The organism is Kribbella deserti (assembly GCF_042434725.1).
Taxonomy (GTDB): Bacteria; Actinomycetota; Actinomycetes; order Propionibacteriales; family Kribbellaceae; genus Kribbella; species Kribbella deserti.
Map to the genome: position 1 here is coordinate 172,795 of NZ_JBHLTC010000041.1, position 21,012 is coordinate 193,806.

At 67.4% G+C, this 21,012-nt stretch carries 20 protein-coding genes; 6 read left to right on the forward strand and 14 right to left on the reverse strand.

The genetic code is table 11. The features are described 5' to 3' along the window. Window positions 1-89: 89 nt before the first annotated feature. Window positions 90-554: an iron chaperone gene (locus ACFFGN_RS33825; protein WP_380056566.1), complete on the forward strand. Its 465-nt coding sequence runs from the start codon at window positions 90-92 to the stop codon at window positions 552-554. A gap of 55 nt (window positions 555-609) precedes the next feature. Beyond that, entirely contained in the window at window positions 610-810 is a 201-nt protein-coding gene (locus tag ACFFGN_RS33830; RefSeq protein ID WP_380056568.1) for a hypothetical protein, read from the forward strand. Window positions 811-1,091: 281 nt separating this feature from the next. Here the strand turns inward: ACFFGN_RS33830 and ACFFGN_RS33835 are convergent, their stop codons facing one another. The 5 genes from ACFFGN_RS33835 to ACFFGN_RS33855 all read right to left on the reverse strand — a co-directional run bounded on the left by ACFFGN_RS33835 (window position 1,092) and on the right by ACFFGN_RS33855 (window position 10,666). Then, on the reverse strand, window positions 1,092-3,140 hold the full coding sequence (locus ACFFGN_RS33835) for a 13E12 repeat family protein (protein WP_380056571.1): 2,049 nt from the start codon (window positions 3,138-3,140) through the stop codon (window positions 1,092-1,094). Window positions 3,141-3,321: 181 nt separating this feature from the next. Next, window positions 3,322-4,836, reverse strand: coding sequence for a family 43 glycosylhydrolase (locus tag ACFFGN_RS33840; protein ID WP_380056574.1), 1,515 nt, complete (start codon window positions 4,834-4,836; stop codon window positions 3,322-3,324). Beyond that, entirely contained in the window at window positions 4,836-8,837 is a 4,002-nt protein-coding gene (locus ACFFGN_RS33845) for an RICIN domain-containing protein (protein WP_380056576.1), read from the reverse strand. Before ACFFGN_RS33845 ends, ACFFGN_RS33840 begins: the two co-directional genes overlap by 1 nt. Before the next feature lie 222 nt (window positions 8,838-9,059). Continuing rightward, complete coding sequence (locus tag ACFFGN_RS33850) at window positions 9,060-10,148, reverse strand: hypothetical protein (protein WP_380056579.1); 1,089 nt, start codon at window positions 10,146-10,148, stop codon at window positions 9,060-9,062. Beyond that, window positions 10,145-10,666, reverse strand: coding sequence for an RNA polymerase sigma factor (locus ACFFGN_RS33855; protein ID WP_380056581.1), 522 nt, complete (start codon window positions 10,664-10,666; stop codon window positions 10,145-10,147). The genes ACFFGN_RS33850 and ACFFGN_RS33855 overlap by 4 nt, the downstream gene beginning before the upstream one ends. 199 nt (window positions 10,667-10,865) lie before the next feature. Here ACFFGN_RS33855 and ACFFGN_RS33860 point away from each other — a divergent pair, with 199 nt between their 5' ends. Both ACFFGN_RS33860 and ACFFGN_RS33865 read left to right on the forward strand, forming a co-directional pair. Further along, complete coding sequence (locus tag ACFFGN_RS33860; protein ID WP_380056584.1) at window positions 10,866-11,765, forward strand: hypothetical protein; 900 nt, start codon at window positions 10,866-10,868, stop codon at window positions 11,763-11,765. Further along, window positions 11,762-12,076, forward strand: a complete 315-nt coding sequence (locus tag ACFFGN_RS33865; protein WP_380056586.1) for a hypothetical protein — start codon at window positions 11,762-11,764, stop codon at window positions 12,074-12,076. The genes ACFFGN_RS33860 and ACFFGN_RS33865 overlap by 4 nt, the downstream gene beginning before the upstream one ends. A 30-nt stretch (window positions 12,077-12,106) precedes the next feature. On the opposite strand, the gene ACFFGN_RS33870 is transcribed toward ACFFGN_RS33865, so the two are convergent. The 6 genes from ACFFGN_RS33870 to ACFFGN_RS33895 all read right to left on the reverse strand — a co-directional run bounded on the left by ACFFGN_RS33870 (window position 12,107) and on the right by ACFFGN_RS33895 (window position 17,234). Then, window positions 12,107-13,051, reverse strand: a complete 945-nt coding sequence (locus ACFFGN_RS33870; protein WP_380056589.1) for an ABC transporter ATP-binding protein — start codon at window positions 13,049-13,051, stop codon at window positions 12,107-12,109. 4 nt (window positions 13,052-13,055) lie between these two features. Next, the gene (locus ACFFGN_RS33875) at window positions 13,056-13,859 is read right to left on the reverse strand and encodes an ABC transporter permease (protein WP_380056592.1); all 804 of its coding nucleotides are present in this window, start codon (window positions 13,857-13,859) and stop codon (window positions 13,056-13,058) included. A gap of 10 nt (window positions 13,860-13,869) precedes the next feature. After that, window positions 13,870-14,667 carry an ABC transporter permease gene (locus ACFFGN_RS33880; RefSeq protein ID WP_380056595.1) on the reverse strand — a complete coding sequence of 266 codons (798 nt, stop codon included), beginning with the start codon at window positions 14,665-14,667 and terminating at the stop codon, window positions 13,870-13,872. Between the two features lie 186 nt (window positions 14,668-14,853). Further along, on the reverse strand, window positions 14,854-15,723 hold the full coding sequence (locus ACFFGN_RS33885) for a RecB family exonuclease (RefSeq protein WP_380056598.1): 870 nt from the start codon (window positions 15,721-15,723) through the stop codon (window positions 14,854-14,856). A gap of 15 nt (window positions 15,724-15,738) precedes the next feature. Continuing rightward, window positions 15,739-16,356, reverse strand: a complete 618-nt coding sequence (locus ACFFGN_RS33890) for a MarC family protein (RefSeq protein ID WP_380056601.1) — start codon at window positions 16,354-16,356, stop codon at window positions 15,739-15,741. Beyond that, window positions 16,353-17,234, reverse strand: a complete 882-nt coding sequence (locus ACFFGN_RS33895; protein WP_380056603.1) for a PHP domain-containing protein — start codon at window positions 17,232-17,234, stop codon at window positions 16,353-16,355. Before ACFFGN_RS33895 ends, ACFFGN_RS33890 begins: the two co-directional genes overlap by 4 nt. Window positions 17,235-17,315: 81 nt before the next feature. Here ACFFGN_RS33895 and ACFFGN_RS33900 point away from each other — a divergent pair, with 81 nt between their 5' ends. Continuing rightward, window positions 17,316-17,732, forward strand: coding sequence for an NUDIX hydrolase (locus ACFFGN_RS33900; protein ID WP_380056605.1), 417 nt, complete (start codon window positions 17,316-17,318; stop codon window positions 17,730-17,732). A gap of 35 nt (window positions 17,733-17,767) precedes the next feature. Here the strand turns inward: ACFFGN_RS33900 and ACFFGN_RS33905 are convergent, their stop codons facing one another. Then, entirely contained in the window at window positions 17,768-18,343 is a 576-nt protein-coding gene (locus tag ACFFGN_RS33905; RefSeq protein WP_380056607.1) for a histidine phosphatase family protein, read from the reverse strand. 151 nt (window positions 18,344-18,494) lie between these two features. On the opposite strand from ACFFGN_RS33905, the gene ACFFGN_RS33910 reads away from it, so the two are divergent. Then, window positions 18,495-19,748 (forward strand): alpha-L-fucosidase, encoded by a 1,254-nt coding sequence (locus tag ACFFGN_RS33910; RefSeq protein ID WP_380056609.1) that lies wholly within the window; start codon window positions 18,495-18,497, stop codon window positions 19,746-19,748. Here ACFFGN_RS33910 and ACFFGN_RS33915 read toward each other — a convergent pair. Further along, window positions 19,745-20,260, reverse strand: a complete 516-nt coding sequence (locus tag ACFFGN_RS33915; protein ID WP_380056611.1) for a MaoC family dehydratase — start codon at window positions 20,258-20,260, stop codon at window positions 19,745-19,747. The two genes, ACFFGN_RS33910 and ACFFGN_RS33915, sit on opposite strands and share 4 nt — an antisense overlap. Window positions 20,261-20,384: 124 nt before the next feature. After that, window positions 20,385-20,957: a YflT domain-containing protein gene (locus ACFFGN_RS33920; protein ID WP_380056614.1), complete on the reverse strand. Its 573-nt coding sequence runs from the start codon at window positions 20,955-20,957 to the stop codon at window positions 20,385-20,387. Window positions 20,958-21,012: the final 55 nt, after the last annotated feature.

The window sequence follows — 21,012 nt, forward strand, 5'->3', positions numbered from 1 at the left end:
ACCGCGCTGTCCAACCGAGGCCTTCCCTGGGCCTTGCGCCTCCCGTAGCAAAGTCGCAAATCCACAAATTCGCAGAGGAGATTTCTGAAATGAGCAACGCCAAAACCAGCACGTACGAGGGATTCACCGCCGAAGAACGCGCCGCCATGAAGGAGCACGCCCAGGACCAGAAGAAGGCCGCCCGCCGCGCCTCCCAACGCGTCTCCCAAGCGGACAAGGCCGCCGAGGCAACCCGCGATGTACTCGCCAAGATCGCCGAGATGCAGCCTTCGGACCGCGCCATGGCCGAGGCCGTACACGACATCATCACGAGCACCTTCCCTGCCCTGGCGCCAAAGCTCTGGTACGGAATGCCCGCCTACTCCCTCAACGGCAAGATGATCTGCTACTTCCAGAGCGCCGAAAAGTTCAAAGCGCGCTACGCCACCCTCGGCTTCAGCGACCACGCCTCCCTGGACGACGGCACCATGTGGCCCGCCGCCTTCGCCCTAACCCAAGTCACCCCCGAAACAACCACCCGCATCACCACCCTCCTCCACCAAGCCACCACCTGACCCCGCCACCTGACCCCGCCACCTCCCACCGGCACCCACCACCTTTCTCGCCACCATGAGCCGCCCTGGGTGGCTTACCCCGCTGAACAGCCCGCGCAGCCAGTCCGCCGCCACCCTCGATCACCCCAAGCACAGTCCGCTGATCCGCCGCTATTCGGGCGCTGATCCGCCGCTATCCGGGCGCATCCGTCGGTTCGGCGACAACAACTCTCGGCTGGCCGTTATCGCGAGCAGCCTTCCACCAACGGCCAGTTAACCACCGCTTAACCGCAGGCCTACCTCAGCGAAGATCCAGTCCCGACGCTTCCGGTCCGGTACAGGTCCTCACTAGTAGCCGAGGTATCACCGCCGGTTCGCGCACGCACTTCAACGACGATCCGGGACCTCGGCGCTCCCCGACGCGGGTGAGGGACGCCAGCCCTCGCTGTTCCCGCTGCTGGCCACGCGCTGCGGAGCAGGCCTTCGCGAACGGTCGAGCGGACTGGCCGGTTCGCCAGACATCCCTGGCGGCCCATCCACCGGTACGACGGCTCCCCACTAGCCGCCCCCGGTGGTACGCGAAGGCCGCCGAGACCGGTTGGACCGCTTGCGTTGGTTGCGTTGGTTGCGTTGGTTGGACCGGCGAACGGGCGCGCGGACAAGGGCCGACCGCGAATCAGGAGGTTGCGTCTCACGCGGGCGCGGGGGCGGAGGCGGGGGCTGGACGGGTGGACGGGCCTCAGAAGAGCGGGGCGCGGGTGGTCGGGGCGCAGAGCCAGGCGCGGAAAGGCGAGGCACAGCAGGACCAGGTGTGGATGGACGGGACGTGGCGGGGCTTGGCTCGGACGGCCGGGACGCAGAAGGTCTGGACGCCGCAGGGCGAGGCGCGGCAGAGCCCGGCGCCACAGGACCAGGTGCGGCCGGGCGTGACGTCGCAGAGCCGGGCGCGGACGGTCGAAGCGTGGCAGAGCCGGGTGCGGGAGGGCAGGGGATGGTGATGCGGTGGGTGCCGGTGTGGTCTACGCGGTATACGGCGCCGGCTCGGGTGACCCATTCGTAGGAGCCGTCGGGCAGGCGGCTGTACCGCCAGCCGCCGAGGGTTTTGGCTCGGTGGGGCGTTCGCGGCAGTGGCGCCAGGTTGTGGTCGTTGGTTTGGCCTGGCGGGCCGTTTTTGTCGTACGGCTCGATGTGGTCAAGGTCGGTACGCAGGGTGGTCTCAGCGTTGGACCAGGGGAACGGGCTGATCGGGTTCAGCAGGCGGACCCGGTCCCGGATTCGCTGCGGGATTTCGTATGCGTCCACGCTCACCTGCTCTCGCAAGTCGATGACCGGCTTGACGATCACCTTGTCGTGGCCCACTAGTTCGCGTACTTGTGAGGCAAGGTGCGACTCGAACCCTTCAACGCGCACGACTCCCTCCCCTTCAGCCAAGGTGAGATCGCTGAGGAACACGTAGATCGTGGGATATCCCCCGCCGCCTACTCCTCCCCTCAGTGGCCTTCCGGCTTGGCGCGCCTCCTGGCGTTCCAGAGCGCGTGCCCGGTCCTTCACGTCAGCGAGCCGCTGCGCCACTTGATCGGTCCGCTCGTCCGCACCATCGGTTGCGTTCGCCTCAACGTCCACACGGTCGTCAACGTCCACACGGTCGTCAGCGTCCGCGCAGCTATCGACGCCCGGCTGCTCATCGGAGTGCACCTCGTGGCCAGCAGCGGCGGTTGCGGGCGCACGCGCAGGAGTAGCGGTTGCGGGCGCACGCGCAGGAGTAGCGGTTGCGGGCGCACGTGTGGGAGTGGCGGTTGTGGGTGTGGCGGGGTCGGGTGGCGGTGCGGTTGGGCGTTCGTTGCGGAGCTCGAGGACGGCGCGGGGGTCGGCTAGCCAGCCGAGGGCTTTGGCGCGGCGTTCGTCGACGGAATCGCGGTCGCCGAAGGACGCGAGGAGGTCGGCGACTTCCTGCAGGATGGCGTCGAAGCGGGCGATGTCGCCGGTGGAGGCGCGGACCGCGGCCGTCTTCGTACCGTTGTTGTCGGAGCGTCCGATCCACACGCCACGCGAGCGCGCGGCCAGGTCCGCGGCGGCCTTGGCCAGCTCCGGATCGGCCTCCATCATGGCGGCCTTCACGATCATCATCAGGCGTCTCGGCGTCAGCGAATTCACCAGCGCCTCGACGCGGCGATCCACCAGCGCCGCCGCTTCCTGGGACAGCGACATGCAGGCGCGGGCGATTCTCCGCGCACGCCAGGCGATCGCCTCGCCGGCCATCACCCGCCGCCACGTTCGTGGCAACCGGTACTGCAGAGCGAGCACCTCGCTGACGAGATCCGACGCGGCACCTGGCGACAATCCGAAGCGGCAGCCAAGCTCCAGCACGGCGAACTCCCCGACGCCCGGGCAGCCCTCACCGCCGTACACCTTCAACCGTTCCGAGCCTTCGACGGTCTCGGGTAGGCCCTGTGTGTCCGAGGCAGCAACAAGTTCGGTGTGGTGGTGGGCATAGGCCGAGACCGTCGCCAAGAAGTACGCGTCTGCCTCTTCTCGCACCGCATGGCACTCTGCCCCGAAGGAGAGGATCTCCTCGGGACCGAGGCCAGCAAGCGCAACATCGAACATGTATTCGATTGTAGACAAGCAATCCCGTAGAGCCAAACCCAGACGCCTTATATACAAGGGATTTTGGCTCGCGATGCCGACAGATGATTCCATGCCCAGCATGTGGATCCGGCGGCCTTCGCCAGTGGGTGAACTCCTTACGCAGGTCCTCCCAGACCGGTCAATGCCGCTGCTAACCGCCTCACACCCGTACTAGCTTCCACTGCTGGCAGAAACCGCCCCAGTACGGCCAGACCCGTACGTCGGCGCCATGGGCGGTCGAGCACGCTGAGACGTCTAGAGCCTTTCCACCGACCTTCGAGGTGATCTTGTAGTGCCCGTCGGGTAACGCGTCCAGGTACCACTTCTGGCAGTCGCCACCCCAGTAAGGCCACTGGATGACGTCCGCGTTGTTCTCCGCGGAGCACCCAGCTACGTCGAGGGCTTTGCCACTGTGGCTCGCTAGCAGCTTGTAGGAGCCGTCCCCGAGGTACTCGACCTTCCACTTCTGGCAAGGACTGCCGACGTCCAGCCAGAGCCGTACGTTGGCAGCGTCCTGGGTGGAGCAGCCGATCACATCAAGGGCGTTTGCCGGGTTGTTCCTCGGCAAGAGCTTGTAAGTGCCGTCAGCAACAATGTCGGCCCCGGGATCGCCCGAGGGCAACGAGATCGACTGCCAGGCCGCTTTGGGTTCACCGAGCTGCGGGCGGCCAGTGGCATCGAAGGTGACCTTGCCGATCCGGATCGAACGACCTGCACTGCAGCTGCCAACGACTGCGCCGGACGAGCTCGTCACACCGTGGTAGACGATCCACGTCTCCGTACCGTCTGGCGAGGTGAAGAAGCCGTTGTGCCCAGTCCCGAAGACCCAGCCCGCGTCGTTGCGGCGGAACTGCGCAGTCGGCGACTCGGTCCAGGAAGAGGGCGAGAGTACGTCGGAGCCTGTGAGCTCTAGCACGCCTAGTGCGTAGTCAGGCGTCTCGCAGGCGCTGCCCGAGTAGTAGAGGAATACGCGACCGTTCTTGATCAACGCGACCGGACCTTCCACCACCAGCCGGCCGTGGCGTTCCCATGGCTGGTCGGCTTTGGCGAGCAGAACCGGTGGACCGCTGATAGTCCACGGATCGCTCATCGGGGCGATGTACAGGTGCTGCCCGTCGTGACGGCCACTGGACCAGACCTGGAACAGGCGGCCGTCCGGCAACTTCAGCACGGTGCCGTCGATGGAGTGGAAGGGGCCGGTGTCCAGCTTGGCCTTGAAGACATACGGGCCCATCGGCTGGTCCGACTCCAGCACGAACATCCGGTGATTGCCGTCGTGCCCGTCGTCGGCCGTGTAGTAGAGGTACCACTTACCGTTCAGCTTGTGGATCTCCGGAGCCCAGAGGTTGCAGCAGGCCTCTCCGGGCGGCGGAGTCCACAGAGTCTGCTGGGGCGCGGTCGACAGGCCGGTAACGGATGCGGCGCTCGCACCCACCAGCCTGTCTCCGTGCGTGTAGAGCAGGTGGTAGTTGCCGTTCTCGTAGACCATCCACGGATCCGCCGCGTTCTCGCGCAGCGGGTTCCGGAGCGTATTAGGTCTCGCAGGCAGATCCTGCGCCGCGCTGGACGGCGCCGGGGCTGAAGCGGCCGAAACCGCAACAGGACCCTGCAGCGTCGTACCCAGCACTGCAACCGCAGCAAGCGCGCTAAGTAGCAGACCGCCCCGGCGCGCCATTAGAAGACGTCCAACACGAACCGCTGGCACGAGCCGTTCCAGTACGGCCAGACGATTAGGTTCGCCCCAGCCGCCGAACTACAGCCAGCCACGTCGAACGACTTTCCGGTCTTGACCTCGTGGATCGACCAGCTACCGCCAGCGGCCGGTTCAACCCGCCAGCGCTGGCAATCGGATCCGCCTGCCTGCAGGATCTCCACCGGTGCCGCGTTCGTCTGGGAACAGCCTTCGACCTGAAGCATCTGTCCCGTGGACGGCGCCACGATGTTGTAGATGTCGTCGCCGAGCGGCTTGAAGGTCCAGACCTCACACGGACTTCCCGGGACCCAGTCCCACATCCGGGCGTTCTGGCCCTCGGTCATCACGCAGTTCGCGATATCGACGACCTTGCCGCCGTTGACCGCACTGATCCGGTAACGGTTGTTGAGCTGGTTGGCGTTCAGCGCGGCGCGCAACACCCACTGCTGGCTCGCCACCGCCGCACACGTCTGCTGGACGACTGCCGCGCCGTTGCCGAGCGCACCATCACGAACGCCCGCGCACTTACCGCTATGGGCGAACTTGAGCCGGACGACCGTGTCATAGCTGCTGCCCTCGACGTACTCCAGGGTCATCTGCTGGTTGGCCTGACCGGCACACTTCCACTGCAGCAGCGGCCGGTTGTCGTCAACCAGCTGGTCCTCGACGTCAGCGCAGCGGGCCAGTCCGTCAACCGCCCGGCCGTCGCCGTGCACCATGCGCAGTTCGAACTGCTCCGTGCCGGCGATCTGCTGCAGCCGGAACCGCTGGTTGAGCCCGTTCAGGCAGTCGTGCTGGACCAGCGGCGCGGGATCGGTCTGGCTTGCGTTCCACACGTCCAGGCAGCGACCGCTGTGCCGCGCGACCAACTCGTACGTCCGGTGCTCGATGTCGAACTTGGGCCCGGTGCTGGCGCCGACGGCCGTCTCCTTCCAGCCGGTTACAGGCGCTGCGAACGCCGTACCGGTCGAGGCCAGCGTGAGGACCTCGCGGCCGCCGCCATCCAGTGAGTAGACCAGCCCAACGTCATCCTTCTTGTCGGCCGTGTAGTCCCCCACGCTCAGCGCGGCCTTCGACGGGTCGAACCGGCTCGGGTCACGCCACCACTCGCCGAGCGTCAAGGCGGTACCAGTCGAGCGGAAGACCTTCAGCGAGGTGTCGGAGGCGCCGTTCTCGTACATCGCGACGATGTCGTCGAGACCGTCACCGTCCACGTCGCCTACCACCGGCTTGCTGCGGTCCCAGCAGTACGACGCGCTGTCGTTGAGCTGGACCGGCGTACTCGCGAAGGCGGTACCGCTGGACTTGAAGTAGTCCGTCACCGTGCGGCACGCCCCGGCGTTCTTCATGTTGACCAGGTCGTCCTTGTTGTCACCGTCGATGTCCGCGAGCAGCGGCGCGCTCTGCGCCCACTGGCCCGCACCGGCCGCGATCCACGTCACCGGGGCGCCCAGGTTACCGCCCAGGAACAGGTCGAGCTTCCAGGTGCCGTTGCCGTTGTTGAGCTGGACCGCGATGTCGGCCTTGTTGTCGCCGTTGACGTCACCGGAGAACACCCGGGCCGTGCTCAACGCCCAGGCCGCGCCACCGCTGTGCCAGACCGGCGTGGAGGCGGCGTCGTACCGGTTGCCGTCGGACTTCAGGATGTAGAGCGCGACCCGGCGACCGGCCTCCTCACGGAACAAGGCCTCGTCGGCCCGGCCGTCGCCATCGAAATCGCCCTGCACCTGGCGGGTCCGGTAGAGCGCGAAGCCACCGCTGTCGCCCGTGTCGAAGGCGATATTGCCCGTGTAGAAGCCGCCGGCCTTGGCTGGAATGTTCCAGACCGTCGTACGGCCGAAGCCGTGATCGAGCACCGCGTTGAGATCGGCCCGGCCGTCCCCGTTGATGTCGCCGCGCACGTGCGGAACCGGCGTACCCGGGGGGAGCTCGTATGCGCTGAGGTCCCAGGCGCGGGTCGCGTCACTGACGTTGCCCGCCTTGTCGACCGCTTTCACGTACAAGCGCTTCTGCGGCACATTGTCCGCGCCAGGCCACACCGTCAGCGGGATGTTCGCCGAGCCGTCCGAGCCGGCTCGGATCCGCAAGGTGACCTTGTCCTGCTGAAACCCGTAGAGGTACTCGGCCACGTCCGTGTCCGTGGCGGCCGGCTTGACCGTCACTACGCCGGGCTCGCCCACGTTGAGCATCGGCTCGGCGTCAGGGAAGTCGGTGGAGCTCAGAGACGGTGTCAGAGGCTTTACGCCGTCGACCTTGAAGTAGCACCTGCCGCTCTCCGGACCGAAGTCCGCGCCATCGTCGGCCACTCGGTCGTCGCTGCGAGCGGTGAAGTAGTACGTGCCGCCGTTGGCCAGCTCACCGGCCGGAACCTGCGGCCAGGCGAAGGCTGCCCCGGACGTCGTCGGACTGGAGTCGAGCTCGTATTCGAGAACGTTGTCGGAGGCCCGGCGGATCAGCAACCGGCTGACGATGTTGTCGTTGTCGGGATCACTTGCCACCGCGGCGAACGACGGCTGGGTGGTGGAAATCAGCACCGGCGCGGCCGCCGTACCGCACGGGCGTGGCCGGGAGAAGTTCACCTTGATAGGAGCGCGGGGAACGTTGTTGTACGTGACAACGAGCTTCGCCGTGCCAGGGTGGAACTTCTTCCACTGGTACTTGTTGCCCTCGTCGGGCGCTCGCAGCGCGAACGCCAGCGTCGGGGTCTTGTTGTTCGCTGCGGTCTGTACGAGGTTATGCAGGTTGGGCCCGGCAAAGCGCATACCCATGTCGGGCTGGCCGCCGTTGGTCCAGGCGTTTCCGCTCGCCGAGGCGAGATAGCCGATCCAGTGACCGCCGGAGTTGTTCCAGGTCAGCGGAGCGCCCGGGTCGATCGCGCGGCTCGCGTGCAGGTCCGTCGGTGTCGCCGAGCCGGACGGGCTGTGGTCGAGCACGATGTCGAACGACGCGCCGATGACGCGCGCGCCACCGATCACGCCGGTGTGCATCTGGAAGAACGAGCGGTACCGAACGGCCAGGTCCCACGACAGGCCGACCTTCGCACCTTCACCGCGGTCGTAGTTCCAGTAGGACTGGTCAGGCGCCATCTGGTTGACGTGGGTCCACAGGTACGCGCCGCTGGCCACGCTCGGGTCGATGTACAGCGGGAACCGCGTGGCCGGGGAGGTGAGCAGCGCGACGTCCGGCGTGATCACCAGGTCCTGGCCCAACCGCTTGGTCGCGATAGTGGCGTGCTTGGAGGCGGACGAACCGTCAATCTTCGCGGCGGCGGCCTTCTCGGTCGCTTCGGCGGAGGGCGCCGGGGTGTCCCACATGACGGCGGATCCGGCCGTGAAGACGGTTCGGCCCTTGCCGTCCTTGGCGATCGTCGTACCGTCAGGTTTTGTCGTCAGGCTCAAGCCCGCGCCCATGAGGGGAAAACGGACCTGGCGCAGAGCTGGGTTGAGCGCGGCCTGGCGGTTCTTGACCACCAGCACCTGCCCGAATCCGGTCGAGCTGGCGCGGATCCGCAGGTCGACCCCGGGCAGGACCTCTGGGTACGTCGCGGTGTCACCGGTGAGCACCGGCTTGGGCAGTCGCCCGTGCCAGCCCATCCGGACCTGGCCGCCGTTCTCGCCGATGGCGACCAGCTTCTTGCCGTCGCCACCACCGGACAGCCGGAGGTCGATCACGGTCGATACCGGCCGGACCGTGCCGTCGGGCTGAACCTTCAGCGTGGTGTTGATCGGCGCCCAGCCGGTGCCCTTGCGGGCGCGGACCGGGTGCGCGTACTGCTCGAGACGGTGGTTGCCCGATGGCTCGACAAATACCTGCTGGGTTTCGGTCCGCCGGTCGACCAGCTCGACCGGTTTTCCGGTCTGCTTCGCCTTCTCGGCCGGGCCGTCGGCGGCCGCCTGCTGCGTCGGCAGGGCCGGTGGCTCCTGCGTTGTGCCGCCGGCTGGTTCGGCCGTGGAGGCCATCGCGGTCAATGGCAGTGCGATCACCGCCGCCAACGATGCGAGTAGGAGCCGTCTTCCGTTTAAGCGCACAACGATCACCGTCATCCTCACTAGCGGCCCCGAGTCACGTCGGGATCACGATCGCATGGGGATGGCGTGCGGCGGCATCGTTTCGATGGCGCTCGAAAGGGCCGCCCGACCGAATGCCCGTAGCGGGGTCTCGGTCGAGCGGCTCTTGGGTCGAGCAGCTTTCGGTCGGGCGGCTTGTCAGCGGATGCGGCGGACCGCCGGCCTGAGGTCGAGCTTGTCCAGGCCGATGGGGCTGAGCGCTGCCAGCACGTTGTTGGTGACGACCGTCAGCTCGACCGTGGCTGGGCGGTTGCCCATCATTGAACCGGCAGTACTGATGCCCATGCGCGGATCGCCGACGAGCTTGGCCAGCTGGTTCTGCACTGTTCGACTGGTGGTCTGGCTGAACCGCCCAGGCACGACGCAGAGGTTCCCGCTGAACAGCTTCGCCAGGTCAGCCCGGACCTGGTCGACGTCACCTTGCACGACCTCGACCACGGCGACGCTCGGCTTGCCGGCCGCGATTGAGCCGGGCGTACTGCCGGTGCCCTCTGGCCAGCCGATCCAGAGCTCGGCCAGCTGATCCGGCCTCTGGCTCACGTACGCCGAAACGGTCGCGGGGATCTGGTGGTTGCCGGGCTTCCATCCGCCGTCGGGCCGCTCGCAGGGAACCTGGTTGAGAAATGCGTCCGCCGGATCGTCGCCCGGACCGGACGTTTCCGGCTCGACGGGCAACTGCTGCTGGACGGCGATCGTGCCGCCGAGCCAGGTACCGATGATGCGCACCGAGTCGAACCGAACGCCTTGGATCACATCGGTCAGTTTGCCGACGTCCAGACCGGTAAGGACCACGCGATGACCAGCCGGGCAGGTAGGTACTGGATTGGCGGCCGGCACGTTTCTGATCACCGTTTGCGCGAACGGAGCGCAGAAGATGACGGGCTTGCCAGGCGCGGCGATGACCTTGCCCTGGGCTTCGACCAGATCACCGTCGCGAACGGTCAACGCCGACACATCGCTGGTACCGCCGGCGTTCGGCGTTGCGGCGGGCGGCTGTGAAGCCGGACCAGCCGATCCACCGCGGCCTGGCAGCACGATCAGCGCGCCGATCGCGATGGCCGCGACGCTCGCCGCCGCCAGCGCGGGCACCCAGCGCCGGACATCACGCCCCGGTCGCGTCGCACCAGTGATGCGGGCCAGATCCGGCTCGGGCGGGGACGGTTGCCCGGCGCGCCACTGCGCACCGGCCCGTCGCAGCAGGTCGTCGACCTCGTCGGGCGCGTTCATTCGGTGACCTCCAGCATCGAACGCAGGCGAGCCCGCGCGTCGGAAAGTGTGGATTTGACGGTGCCTTCGGAGCAGCCCATCACCGCGGCGGTGTCGGCAACCGACAGATCCGCGAAGTAGAAGCAGTCGACCGCCAGCCGTTGCCGCTCGGAAAGACCGGTCAGCGCGTTGGCGACATCGATCCGCGCATCCGGATCGGCCTGCCGGACGGGATCGCCTTCGGCCTCGGCGCGTTCGTCATCGAGCTCGGCGACCGGCCGCAGCCGTCGCGCCGCCTTCCGCGCCTGGTCGGCGGTGATCGCCATCAGCCAGGCGGAGGGCGAGCCCCGGTCCGCGTCGTATTGGTGACGTTTCGACCACGCCCGCGCCAGCGCCTCCTGCACGATGTCGTCGCGATCCGCGCCGACCGCCAGTCGCGAGGCCAGCCGGGCCATCGCGGACAGGTACGGCCGGACCCACTCGACGAACTCGCGTCCGTCATCCGGTGGAGCCGTCAGCGCGCTCGGCTCATCGATCATCGTTGCCACACCCTATCTACCTCGCCGCGGCCCATCCGGTTGGGCCGCTCGCCATACTTTTCACCCACCTTCTCCTGCGGCGGCTTCGGGCCGGACGCGTTTTCCACAGGCCGGTGCTTATCCACAGCGCGGAAGAAAGGCGTCCGGAGCGAGGGCCTCGACCAGTACTTTCTCGGCACCAGACCACCAGGGGGTTCCGATGCCGAGTCCGCTTCACCACCTTCCCGAGCCCGCCGCGCTGCATGCCGAGCTGTCGCGGCAACATCCACTCGATTGGGGCGATCCGCTGCCCACGAAAGCTGAGCTGGCAGCCGCTTTCGGTCCACACGCGACCACGCGGGCTCTCGACCTGCTGCAATCCGCCGCCGGGCGGCACGATCGCGTGACCGCCGCCTTGATATCGGCGATCCCGCCCGGCGACCACGCGCATCAGCTGGACCACCGGGTCAAAGCGCCGGATTCGCTGGCCCGCAAGTTCTGGACCGCCGCCGAGCGGAACCGGCCCGCGCTGACCGACGACGTGCTTCGTTTCACCGTGCTGGCGTCGTCGCCGGACACCCTGGTGGATTCCACCCGCGCAACGGTGGGCCGCCTCGTGGCGCAGGGCTGGACGGTCGATTCGGCCCACCATTCGTATGTCGATCAAAGCCGGTACAAAGGAGTGCACGTGATCATGCGAGACCCCGGCCGGCAGCAGGTGGAGGTCCAGTTCCATTCGCCCGAATCGGCTCAGGTGAAGGCGCTGACCACCAGGTTGTACGAGATAGAGCGCGATCCACGACAACCCCGGCAGCAACGCGAGCAGGCGCGCCGCGAGTGCGTCCGCCTCTCCGCCGCGATGGCCTTGCCGGCCGGGATCGAGCGGTTCACCGAGCTGCACGGTACGCCGGTCGCCGCCCGCTGCTACGGCCGCCGGGCCAACCCGCGCGCCGAGCGCCCCGCTGCCGCACAAACGGTCAGCTCGAACGTCGTGGAGGCCGGGCGCATCGCAGGAACGGACAGCTCGACCGTCGTGAGGGCTGGGAGCGTGGCGGAGCGGTCGAGCCGCGTGGCTCGGTTTCCGCGGCGGGGTGGCCAGGACGGCAGGATGATCACATGACCAAGCTCTTTATGGCCACGGACGATGACCGGGTGGTGTGGGTGCTGGCATTGATCGACGAGGACGTCTGGTCCTACGTGGTCAACACCGGCAAGTTCCATCGCAACGAGGGACTTCGCCACGACTACTTCTTCACCAGTGACTACAGCTACACCGAGATCGGCGTAGGTGAAGCCACCAGGCTCATCGCCGAGAACGTCGGCCTGGTCGACGAGGAGAGCTCTGCCGACGTGCTCGCCAACTGGCAGGACGACGACAGCGCGCTCTCCCCCGAGACCGTCTTTGCCGCCTCCGTCGCCGACCTGAACTAGCCACCGCCCGGAAGGTGTCCAGAAGGCGAATCAGGAGGCGTAGATGCGGGCGATTACCTCTTCGATGGTTGGTTCGGCGACCGAGAGATCGACCAGGGGGTAGTTGGCAGCGACCTGGGCGACCAAGGGGGCGGCGGAGGTGCCGGCCGGGAAGGAGAGCCACTGGCGCGGGCCGTCCACCTTGAGCACGGTGGCGCCGTCGATGCTGATCGGGCCGGCCGAGGTGGCCAGGTCGACCACCAGGGTGCGCGGTGCGCCTTGGCTGGCGCGAAGGCCTTCGAGCGTTCCGTCGTAGACCTTGTGGCCGTGATCGATCACCATCACCCGGTTGCAGAGGGCCTCGATGTCGTCGAGGTCGTGCGTGGTGAGGATGACGGTGGTACGGCGTTCGGCGTTGACCTGGTTGAGGAATTCGCGCAGCCGCGTCTTGCTGATGATGTCGAGGCCGATCGTCGGTTCGTCCAGGTAGACGATCTCCGGGTCGTGCAGCAGGGCCGCCGCGATGTCGCCGCGCATGCGCTGGCCGAGGGACAACTGCCGTACGGGTACGTCGAGGAGGTCGCCGAGGTCCAGGAGGTCCACGAAGGTGGCGAGGTTCTCCTGATGACGCGCCTTCGGGACGTCGTACAGCCGGCGCAGTACGGCGAAGGAGTCGCGCAACGGAAGGTCCCACCACAGCGTCGTGCGCTGGCCGAAAACCACGCCGATGCGCTTGGCCAGTTTCAGCCGGTGTCGCGACGGGTCCACGCCCGCGACCCGGATCGAGCCGCCCGAAGGGACGAGGATGCCCGTGAGCATTTTGATGGTGGTGGATTTACCGGCGCCGTTCGGGCCGATGTACCCGACGATCTCGCCGGGTTCGACCGAGAAGGACAGGTCGTCGACGGCGCGTACCTCCCGGCTCGTGCGGCGCAGACCGGTTCGGGACCGCACGGTGAAGGCGCGGGATACGTTCTCGAGTTCGATCACAGGCATGGGTTCAGCTCCCGGTGCTTCGGTATCGACGGAGTCCGCCCCGCCAGGCCAGGGATGCCACCACGACCATCAGCGCGGCGACGGGTGCTGCCAGCAGGCCGGTCCACGACGGCAGGCCCAGGGGCGCCGGTTTTCCGAGCACGTGCAGCACCGGGTAGTAGTTGACAAAGGCAAGCGGTACGACAAACGTGACCGCGCGCAGGATCTCCTTGCCGAAGATCGCCAGCGGGTACTGCGTCAGTGCCTGGCCGCCGTAGGTGAACGAGTTCGCCAGTTCGGCCGAGTCGATCGAGATGAACTGAAACGCCGCGCCGAGCACGAAGATCGTGCTGAAGATGATGCTGCCGGTGATCATCGACAACCCGAGCAGCAGGGCCTTGCCCACGGTCCAGTCGAGGTCGAGCGACACCAGGGCGAAGATCAGTACGCCGGTGGCCTGCATCGGACGGCCGAGGCGGCGCAGGGCGAAGTTGTCCGCGGCGGCCTGGATGAAGGCCGGTACCGGGCGGATCAGCCAGACGTCGACCTCGCCCTTGCGGATCCGCTGGCCGACGCGTTCGACCGAGCCGAAGAGCAGGTCCGCGATACCGAGGGCCATCGCAGCCGTGCCGTACAGGACGGCCATCTCGCCCAGCGAGAAACCACCGAAGGCCGTGATGTGCGAGAACATCATCAGTACCGCGAAGAAGTCCGTGCAGGTGATGAGCATGCCGCTGATCAGCATCAGCGCAAACGACAAGGGATAGGCCAGCGCGGAGCGAATCCACATCCGGACCAGCATCCAGTACTGCGACGGCCACAACGTCAAACGGCGCAGGCTAACCACCCTGGATCACCACCCGGCGGGTCGCGACCGTGGTCGCGCACCATCCCGCCACCAGCAGCACGACGATCCAGCCGAGCTGGAACCACAGCGCGCCGGCGAGTCCGCCCGTGGTCCGCCCGAGCCAGATGTCGATCGGCACCTGCAAGGTCGCCGCCCAGGGGCTCGACCGGGCCACCTCACCGATGCCCCCTGGAAAGACCACCAGCGGCAGGATGGCGCCCGAGAAGAACAGCGAGAGCAGCATCGCGAAGTTCTCGACACCGCGCGAGTCGGTGATCCAGAAGCCCGACAACGCCACCAGATAACGCAATCCGAAGCTGACCAGGATGCCGAACGTCACCGCGACAGCGAACCCGAGCCACTGCACCGCCTCCGCCGGAAAGGTCAGGTCGAAAACGAGTCCGCCCACCAGGAGCGGCACTCCTCCGCGTACGAGCAACTGGTAAGCCGCCCGGCCGGCATCGATCGACAGCCACCAGGACATCAGGTGCGCCGGCCGGTAGAGGTCGACCGCGATCTCGCCGGTCCGGACCCGCTCGGCCAGTTCGCTGGTAGTGGAGGCGCCGAAGATCCCGACAGGCATCAACAACCCCTGCTGCAGCCAGACAAACGTGATCGCGTGGGAGACGTCGTACCCACCTAATCCCGGCCGTAGATCCCATAGGGTCAGGTAGATCCCGCAGAAGATGAAGCCGAACACGGTATTCGTGAAGATCCCGGACGCCGTGGCTACCCGGTAGGTCGAGAAGCGGCGAAACGAGCGTGACGCGATCGACCAGTACAGCCCCATCAGACCTCCAATCCGTGGTGCCGAAACCAGTGGGCCGGTGCGAGCGCACACGCAGAACTGCCCCGAATCCGTCAGGACCGGGGGTTCGGACACCACTGTTCGGGCACGAAGCACGTGCCGGTTGTCAAAGGAAGACCTGGGACGCTACGCCCGCCCAGGTCAGACCGTCAACTCGATTCCACCCCGTCAGAGGTCCTCGGAAACCAAGGGCGGACCGTCGCCTTCGTCGAGGCCGGCCCAGGGTTCCTTGGTGGGCGCCGCGCGGCGGCCTTGCGGGCAGACGCGAGCGAAATCGCACCAGCCGCAGAGCGGAGACGGCTCGGGTGGGAACAACTCGTCGGCCTCGGCCGGGGTCAAACCGGCATGCCAGCGCTCCTCGGCGGCGGCCGCGTCGTCGGCGATCGACTCGGCCCGGCGCTGGTGGCGCGCGAGCGATTCCTCGTCATGGTCCGCGGCGGCGATCGTGTTGGTCGGCAGGTGGTGCAGCTCGACGCGGGTGCACGCCCGGCGCAACACGCGACGCGCGCCCAGCACGTACAACGCCATCGCGAGCGAGGAACGCGCGTCGGTCGGGGTCAGCGGGCGACGGCCGGTCTTGTAGTCGACGATGGCCAGTTCGGTTCCGCCGCTGCCGTCGCGCGCGGGCCGTTCGTCGATCCGGTCGACGCGGCCGCGCAAAGACGCCCGGGCCGTCGTGAACGAGACCGTGCGTTCAACGCCGCGCGGTTCGAAGTACGGGTCGATGTCCTTCAGGTACAGGCCAACCATGTCGGCGGCACGCTCGCGCCAACGGGCCGACTGGGCGTCGTCGCGAAAGCCCTCGTGCCGCCAGTTCGACCGGAGCCGGTTGACAGCCTCCATCGCCGTACGGCGTCCGGCGGGCCAGCGCCAGAAGTCGGCGAGGGTCTCGTGCACCGAGGCCCCGACCGTGTTGTGCGCCCAGGCCGGGCCCTTCGGTGGGCGCGGTGTCTCGAGATAGGTGTAGCGGTACTTCCGCTTGCAGTCGGCGAAGTTCAGCAGCTTGGTCGGGGTGGCGACGAAGAGCCGCGCCGGCATCCCAGGCAACATGCCTCAGCCCGCCCGGATGAAGTCCGCGACGGCGTCCGCGACCAGCTGAACCGCGATCGCGCTCAGCAGCAGACCGGCGATCCGGGTGACCAGCAGGACGCCGTTCTCGCCGAGCACCTTCATGATCAGGCCGGAGAAACGCAGCGTCAGCCACATCACGAAGTGGATCAGCACGATGCCGATCGAGATGGCGAGCACATCCGGCAACGCGCCGTCGGCGCGCTGTACGAAGACCATCGTGGCCACGATCGCGCCGGGGCCGGCCAGCAGCGGCGTACCCAACGGGACGAAGGCGATGTTCACGTTCTTGGTCTGGACCGGGTCCTCGGCGGTATCGGTCAGCAACTGCAGCGCGATCAGCAGCAACAGCAGACCACCCGCGGCCTGGAGCGCCGGCAGCGTGATGCCCATGTTGTGCAGGATCTGCTGGCCGAACGCGGCGAACACCACGATCACGCCGAAGGCGACCAGCACCGCCTGCCAGGCGGCCTTCTTGCGCACCGCGCGGGACTGGCCCGCGGTCAGCGAGATGAAAACCGGCACCGTGCCCGGCGGGTCCATGATCACGAACAGCGTGACAAAGACCTCCGAGAGCAGACCGAGGTTGATGAGATCGTTCACGGAAGGTAGGCCTCTGGTGGGTTGGCCGCACCTGCCGCGGCATTGGATTTCGCCAGCGCGAGAAGCGCCTCGAACTGGTCCGGGGCGGTGGTGTTCACCCCGAGGTCATGGTCGACCTTGCCCGCGCCGTGGTGGTCGCTGGATCCGGTGATGATCAGGCCGAGGTCGTTCGCGATCCCGCGCAGCGTCTCTCGCGACGACGGCGAGTGGTCCTGGTGGTCCACCTCGAGCCCGGCCAGGCCGTGATCGGCGACCAGGCGGGCGATCACCTCGGGCTTGAGCACGCGATGGCTCGACCGGCCCCACGGATGCGCGATCACCGGCACACCACCGGCGGCGCGCACGAGCTCGATCGCCCGGCCCGGATCGATCGCGTAGTGCGAGACGTGGCCGGGACGGCCGTCGGCCAGGAACCGGTCGAACGCCTCACCACGATCCGCGACGGTGCCGTTGGCAACGAGTGCGTCGGCGACATGCGGCCGCCCGACGGACGGCGTGCCGGTCGCCTGGGCGAGGACCTGGTCGACGGTCAGGTCGACGCCGGCCGCGTTCAGGCGGGCCACGATCGCGGGCACCCGGTCGGTCCGGCCCTCGCGCACCAGGGTCAGTTCATCGGCCAGTGGCCCGAACGAGGGGTCGGGCAGATACGCCAGCAGGTGCACGCTGGTGCCGTCCAGCTTGCAGGAGATCTCGATGCCCGGCACGAAGCCGATACCGAACTCCTCGGCGGCGGTCCGGCCCTCGACCCAGCCGTCGGTCGTGTCGTGGTCGGTGACCGCGATCACGTCCAGGCCCTCCCGCTTCGCCTTGGCGATCAGATCGGCGACCGGATCGGTACCGTCCGAGCGGTTCGAATGGGTGTGCAGGTCGATGCGCACGAGGGGTCGCGGTCCTTTCTCTGGACAAGTGTCACCACTGATGCTATCGGCGCACACCGACGAGAATTACCCTTTTCCACCATGGACACGGATCCGGACCGTTCGGCGGTCGACTGCGTCGGCGCCCTGGTGTACGACGAGCAGCGCCGGCTGTTGCTCATTCAGCGAGGTCACGCGCCGGACGAGGGCAGCTGGTCACTGCCCGGCGGCCGGGTGGAACCGGGCGAGTCGGATCCGGAGGCCGTCGTGCGCGAGGTCGCCGAAGAGACCGGAATCACGATCGAGGTGGGCGATCTGGTCGGCACCGTCGAACGCCACGGCCCCAACGGCACGCTCTACCTGATCCGCGACTACGAGGCGGAGCGAACCGGTGGCACGCTGAAACCCGGCGACGACGCCCGCGACGCCCGTTTCGTCAACCGCGACGAGTTCGACGCGTTGCCCAAGGCCACCTTGCTGGCCAGCACCCTCGCCCAATGGAACGCCCTGCCCGGCTGATCCCAGCCCTGCCCGGCTGAGCCTCCAGCCGCGACTCAGCTGTTCCAGTGGTGGATGGCGGGGGAACCGCGGTCCCAGCCGAGTACGGAGATGGTGGCGGTGCCGAGTACGAAGTGGCGGCCTTCGGTGACGTCGAGTTCGAGCCAGCGGGCGGTCAGGGCGCGGAGCGCGTGGGAGTGGCCGAAAACGAGAACGTCACCGTCGACCGCGGCGATGCGGCGGTTGACCCGGTCCAGCCGGGTGGCCACCTGTGCCGGGGTTTCGCCGCCCGGCGTCGGGGCGGACCACACGGTCCAGCCGGGCACGGTTTCGCGGATCTCCACCGTGGTAATGCCTTCGTACTTGCCGTAGTCCCACTCGACCAGGTCCTCGTCCACCTCGGCGTCGGGAAAGCCCGCCAGGAACGCCGTCCGGCGGGCCCGTTCGCGCGGACTGGTGAGCACGAGATCGAACGAGTGCGCGGTCAACCGCTCTCGTAGCGAGGCGGCGATGCGCTCGCCTTCGGGGGTCAGCGGCAGGTCCGTCGTACTGGTGTGGCGGCCGTTTTTGCTCCACTCGGTCTCGCCGTGCCGGACCAGCCAGAGTCTGTCGTCGCGTTCGCCTGAGGTCACCGCTCCATCGTCGCACGGGCCTTCGCCTGAACCTCTGGTCAAAGATCCGATGTGTCGCGATAGACTATAACGAAAACCAGGAGTTTATGACCTACTGTGAGATAGAGATCGGATGACCTTGCCTACTGAAGTGGGCGAAAAGGAGGAACGCGTGAGCTTCACCGACTGGCGGTTCGGTCTCTTCGTGCACTTCGGGCTGTACGCACTGCCCGCGCGGCACGAGTGGGTCAAGAACCGTGAGCGCATGACGGACGAGGACTACCAGGTCTACTTCGACCACTTCGACCCCGATCTGTACGACCCGGTGGCCTGGGCGCGAACCGCTCGCGCGGCTGGAATGCGGTACGTCGTACTGACCACGAAGCATCACGACGGGTTCTGCCTATGGGACTCGGCCGTGACGGACTACACCGTTGCGAACACGCCGTACGGCAAGGACCTGATCGGGCCGTTCGTGGACGCCTGCCGGGCCGAGGGCCTCGGGGTCGGGTTCTACCACTCGTTGATCGACTGGCATCACCCGGAGTTCCCGATCGACGTGAACCACCCGCAGCGGGACCAGGCCGGGACGGATGACCGCGACATCAGTGTGTACGCGGACTACCTGCACGCGCAGGTGCGGGAGCTACTCACGCGGTACGGGCCGATCGACATCCTGTGGTTCGACTTCTCGTACCCGGACTGGAAGTTCGACGACGGGCGGCCGGGGTTCGGCAAGGGTAAGGACGACTGGCGTTCCGAGGAACTGCTGGCCATGGTTCGGGAGTTGCAGCCGGGCATCCTGGTGAACGACCGGGCCGACGTACCCGGCGACTTCACCACGCCGGAGCAGTACCAGCCCGCCGGGCCGATGACCCGCGACGGCAAGCCGGTGGTGTGGGAAGCCTGCCAGACGCTCAACGGCAGTTGGGGCTACGACCGGGACAACCTGGACTGGAAGTCGCCCGACCTGCTGGTGCGAATGCTGATCGACTCGGTCTCCAAGGGCGGGAACCTGCTGCTGAATGTTGGCCCGACCGGACGCGGTGAGTTCGACTCACGCGCCGTCGCGACGCTGGACCAGATCGGCCGGTGGTTCCGGCAGCACGAGCGCTCAGTGCGTGGGGCCGGTCCAAGCGAATTCGTGCCGCCGACCGACTGCCGCTACACCCAGCGCGGGAACCGCTTGTACCTGCACCTGTTCGCTTGGCCGATGCAGCACGTGCACCTGCCTGGACTGGCCGGCAAGGTCCGCTACGCGCAACTCCTGCACGACGCGTCCGAGATCCTCCGGACGGTGGAGGACCCGAACCGGGCCGCGCAGAACACGACGATGGGCGGACAGCCCGAGGGCACGCTCACGCTGCACCTGCCGATCCAGCGCCCGGACGTCGCCGTACCGGTGATCGAGCTGTTCCTCGACTAGCTGGGGTCGGGCTCGATCAAAGTGGGACGGCCGGGCTGCTCGCCGCCGCGGGCCTCGAGGTAGGAGTTCTTCGGAACCATCACCTTGCGCTTGAAAACGCAGACCAGCGTGCCGTCCTGCTTGTAGCCCTTGGTCTCGACGTAAACGACGCCACGATCGTCCTTGGACTTGGACTCCCACTTGTCCAGGACGGTCGTCTGGCCGTAGATCGTGTCGCCGTGAAAGGTCGGCGCGACATGGCGCAACGACTCGATCTCCAGATTGGCGATCGCCTTGCCGCTCACGTCCGGAACGGACATGCCGAGCAGCAGCGAGTAGATGTAGTTGCCGACGACCACGTTCTGCTTGAACTGGGTGGACTGCTCGGCGTAGTTCGAGTCCAGGTGCAGCGGGTGGTGGTTCATCGTCAGCAGGCAGAACAGGTGGTCGTCGTACTCGGTGACCGTCTTGCCGGGCCAGTGCTTGTAGACGGCGCCGACCTCGAACTCCTCGTAACTACGTCCGAACTGCATGCGCGTCCTCCTGGTCCGTTACCACTGGGTAGGCCCATGCTGCCGGAGCCGGCCCAGTAGTGGAGTGGGGCCGCTCACCCCCGCGGTGTTGCCTTGATCACTGGCCCTGACTCGCCGGCCTGACTTACTGGCCCGGCTGGCCCTGGATGTGGTCCGGGGTCTGCTCCGGGCGCTGGTCGGGCAGGCGCGGCGAGACCTCGCCCTTGAGCGCCAGTTTGGCCAGGTGGTTACGGGCCTCCTCGGCGAACCGGTGGTCGCAGAGCACGTCGTACGTGGTGGCGACGACCGAGGTACGCGAGGTGAAGTCGCGGCGGCCGCCGAGCTGGGCGTACCCGATGGCGCCGAAGATCATGCCGAAGATCGCGCCCAGCACCACACCGGTGACCAGCGCGGCGATCCAGCTGGCACCCTCGGGCGAGAAGATCGCGAGCAGCGAACCGACGAACAGACCGAACCAGGCGCCACTGGCCAGCCCCGCGCTGAGCGCACGGCCCCAGGTCAGCCGGCCGGTGATCTTCTCCACCTGACGCAGGTTGTTGCCGACGATGGTGGTGTGCTCGACCGGGAACTTCTCGTCGGAGAGGTAGTCGACCGCTCGCTGCGCCTCCAGATAGGTGTCGTACGTGCCGATCGTGAAGCCGCTCGGCCTGGGGTCCATCGAGGGCATGCCCTGCGTGGTCATCGTCGTTCCTCTCATCAAGCTCTCCCGTCCATCATCCCCGACGCGCGGGAACGACACGTTGTAGCCTCGC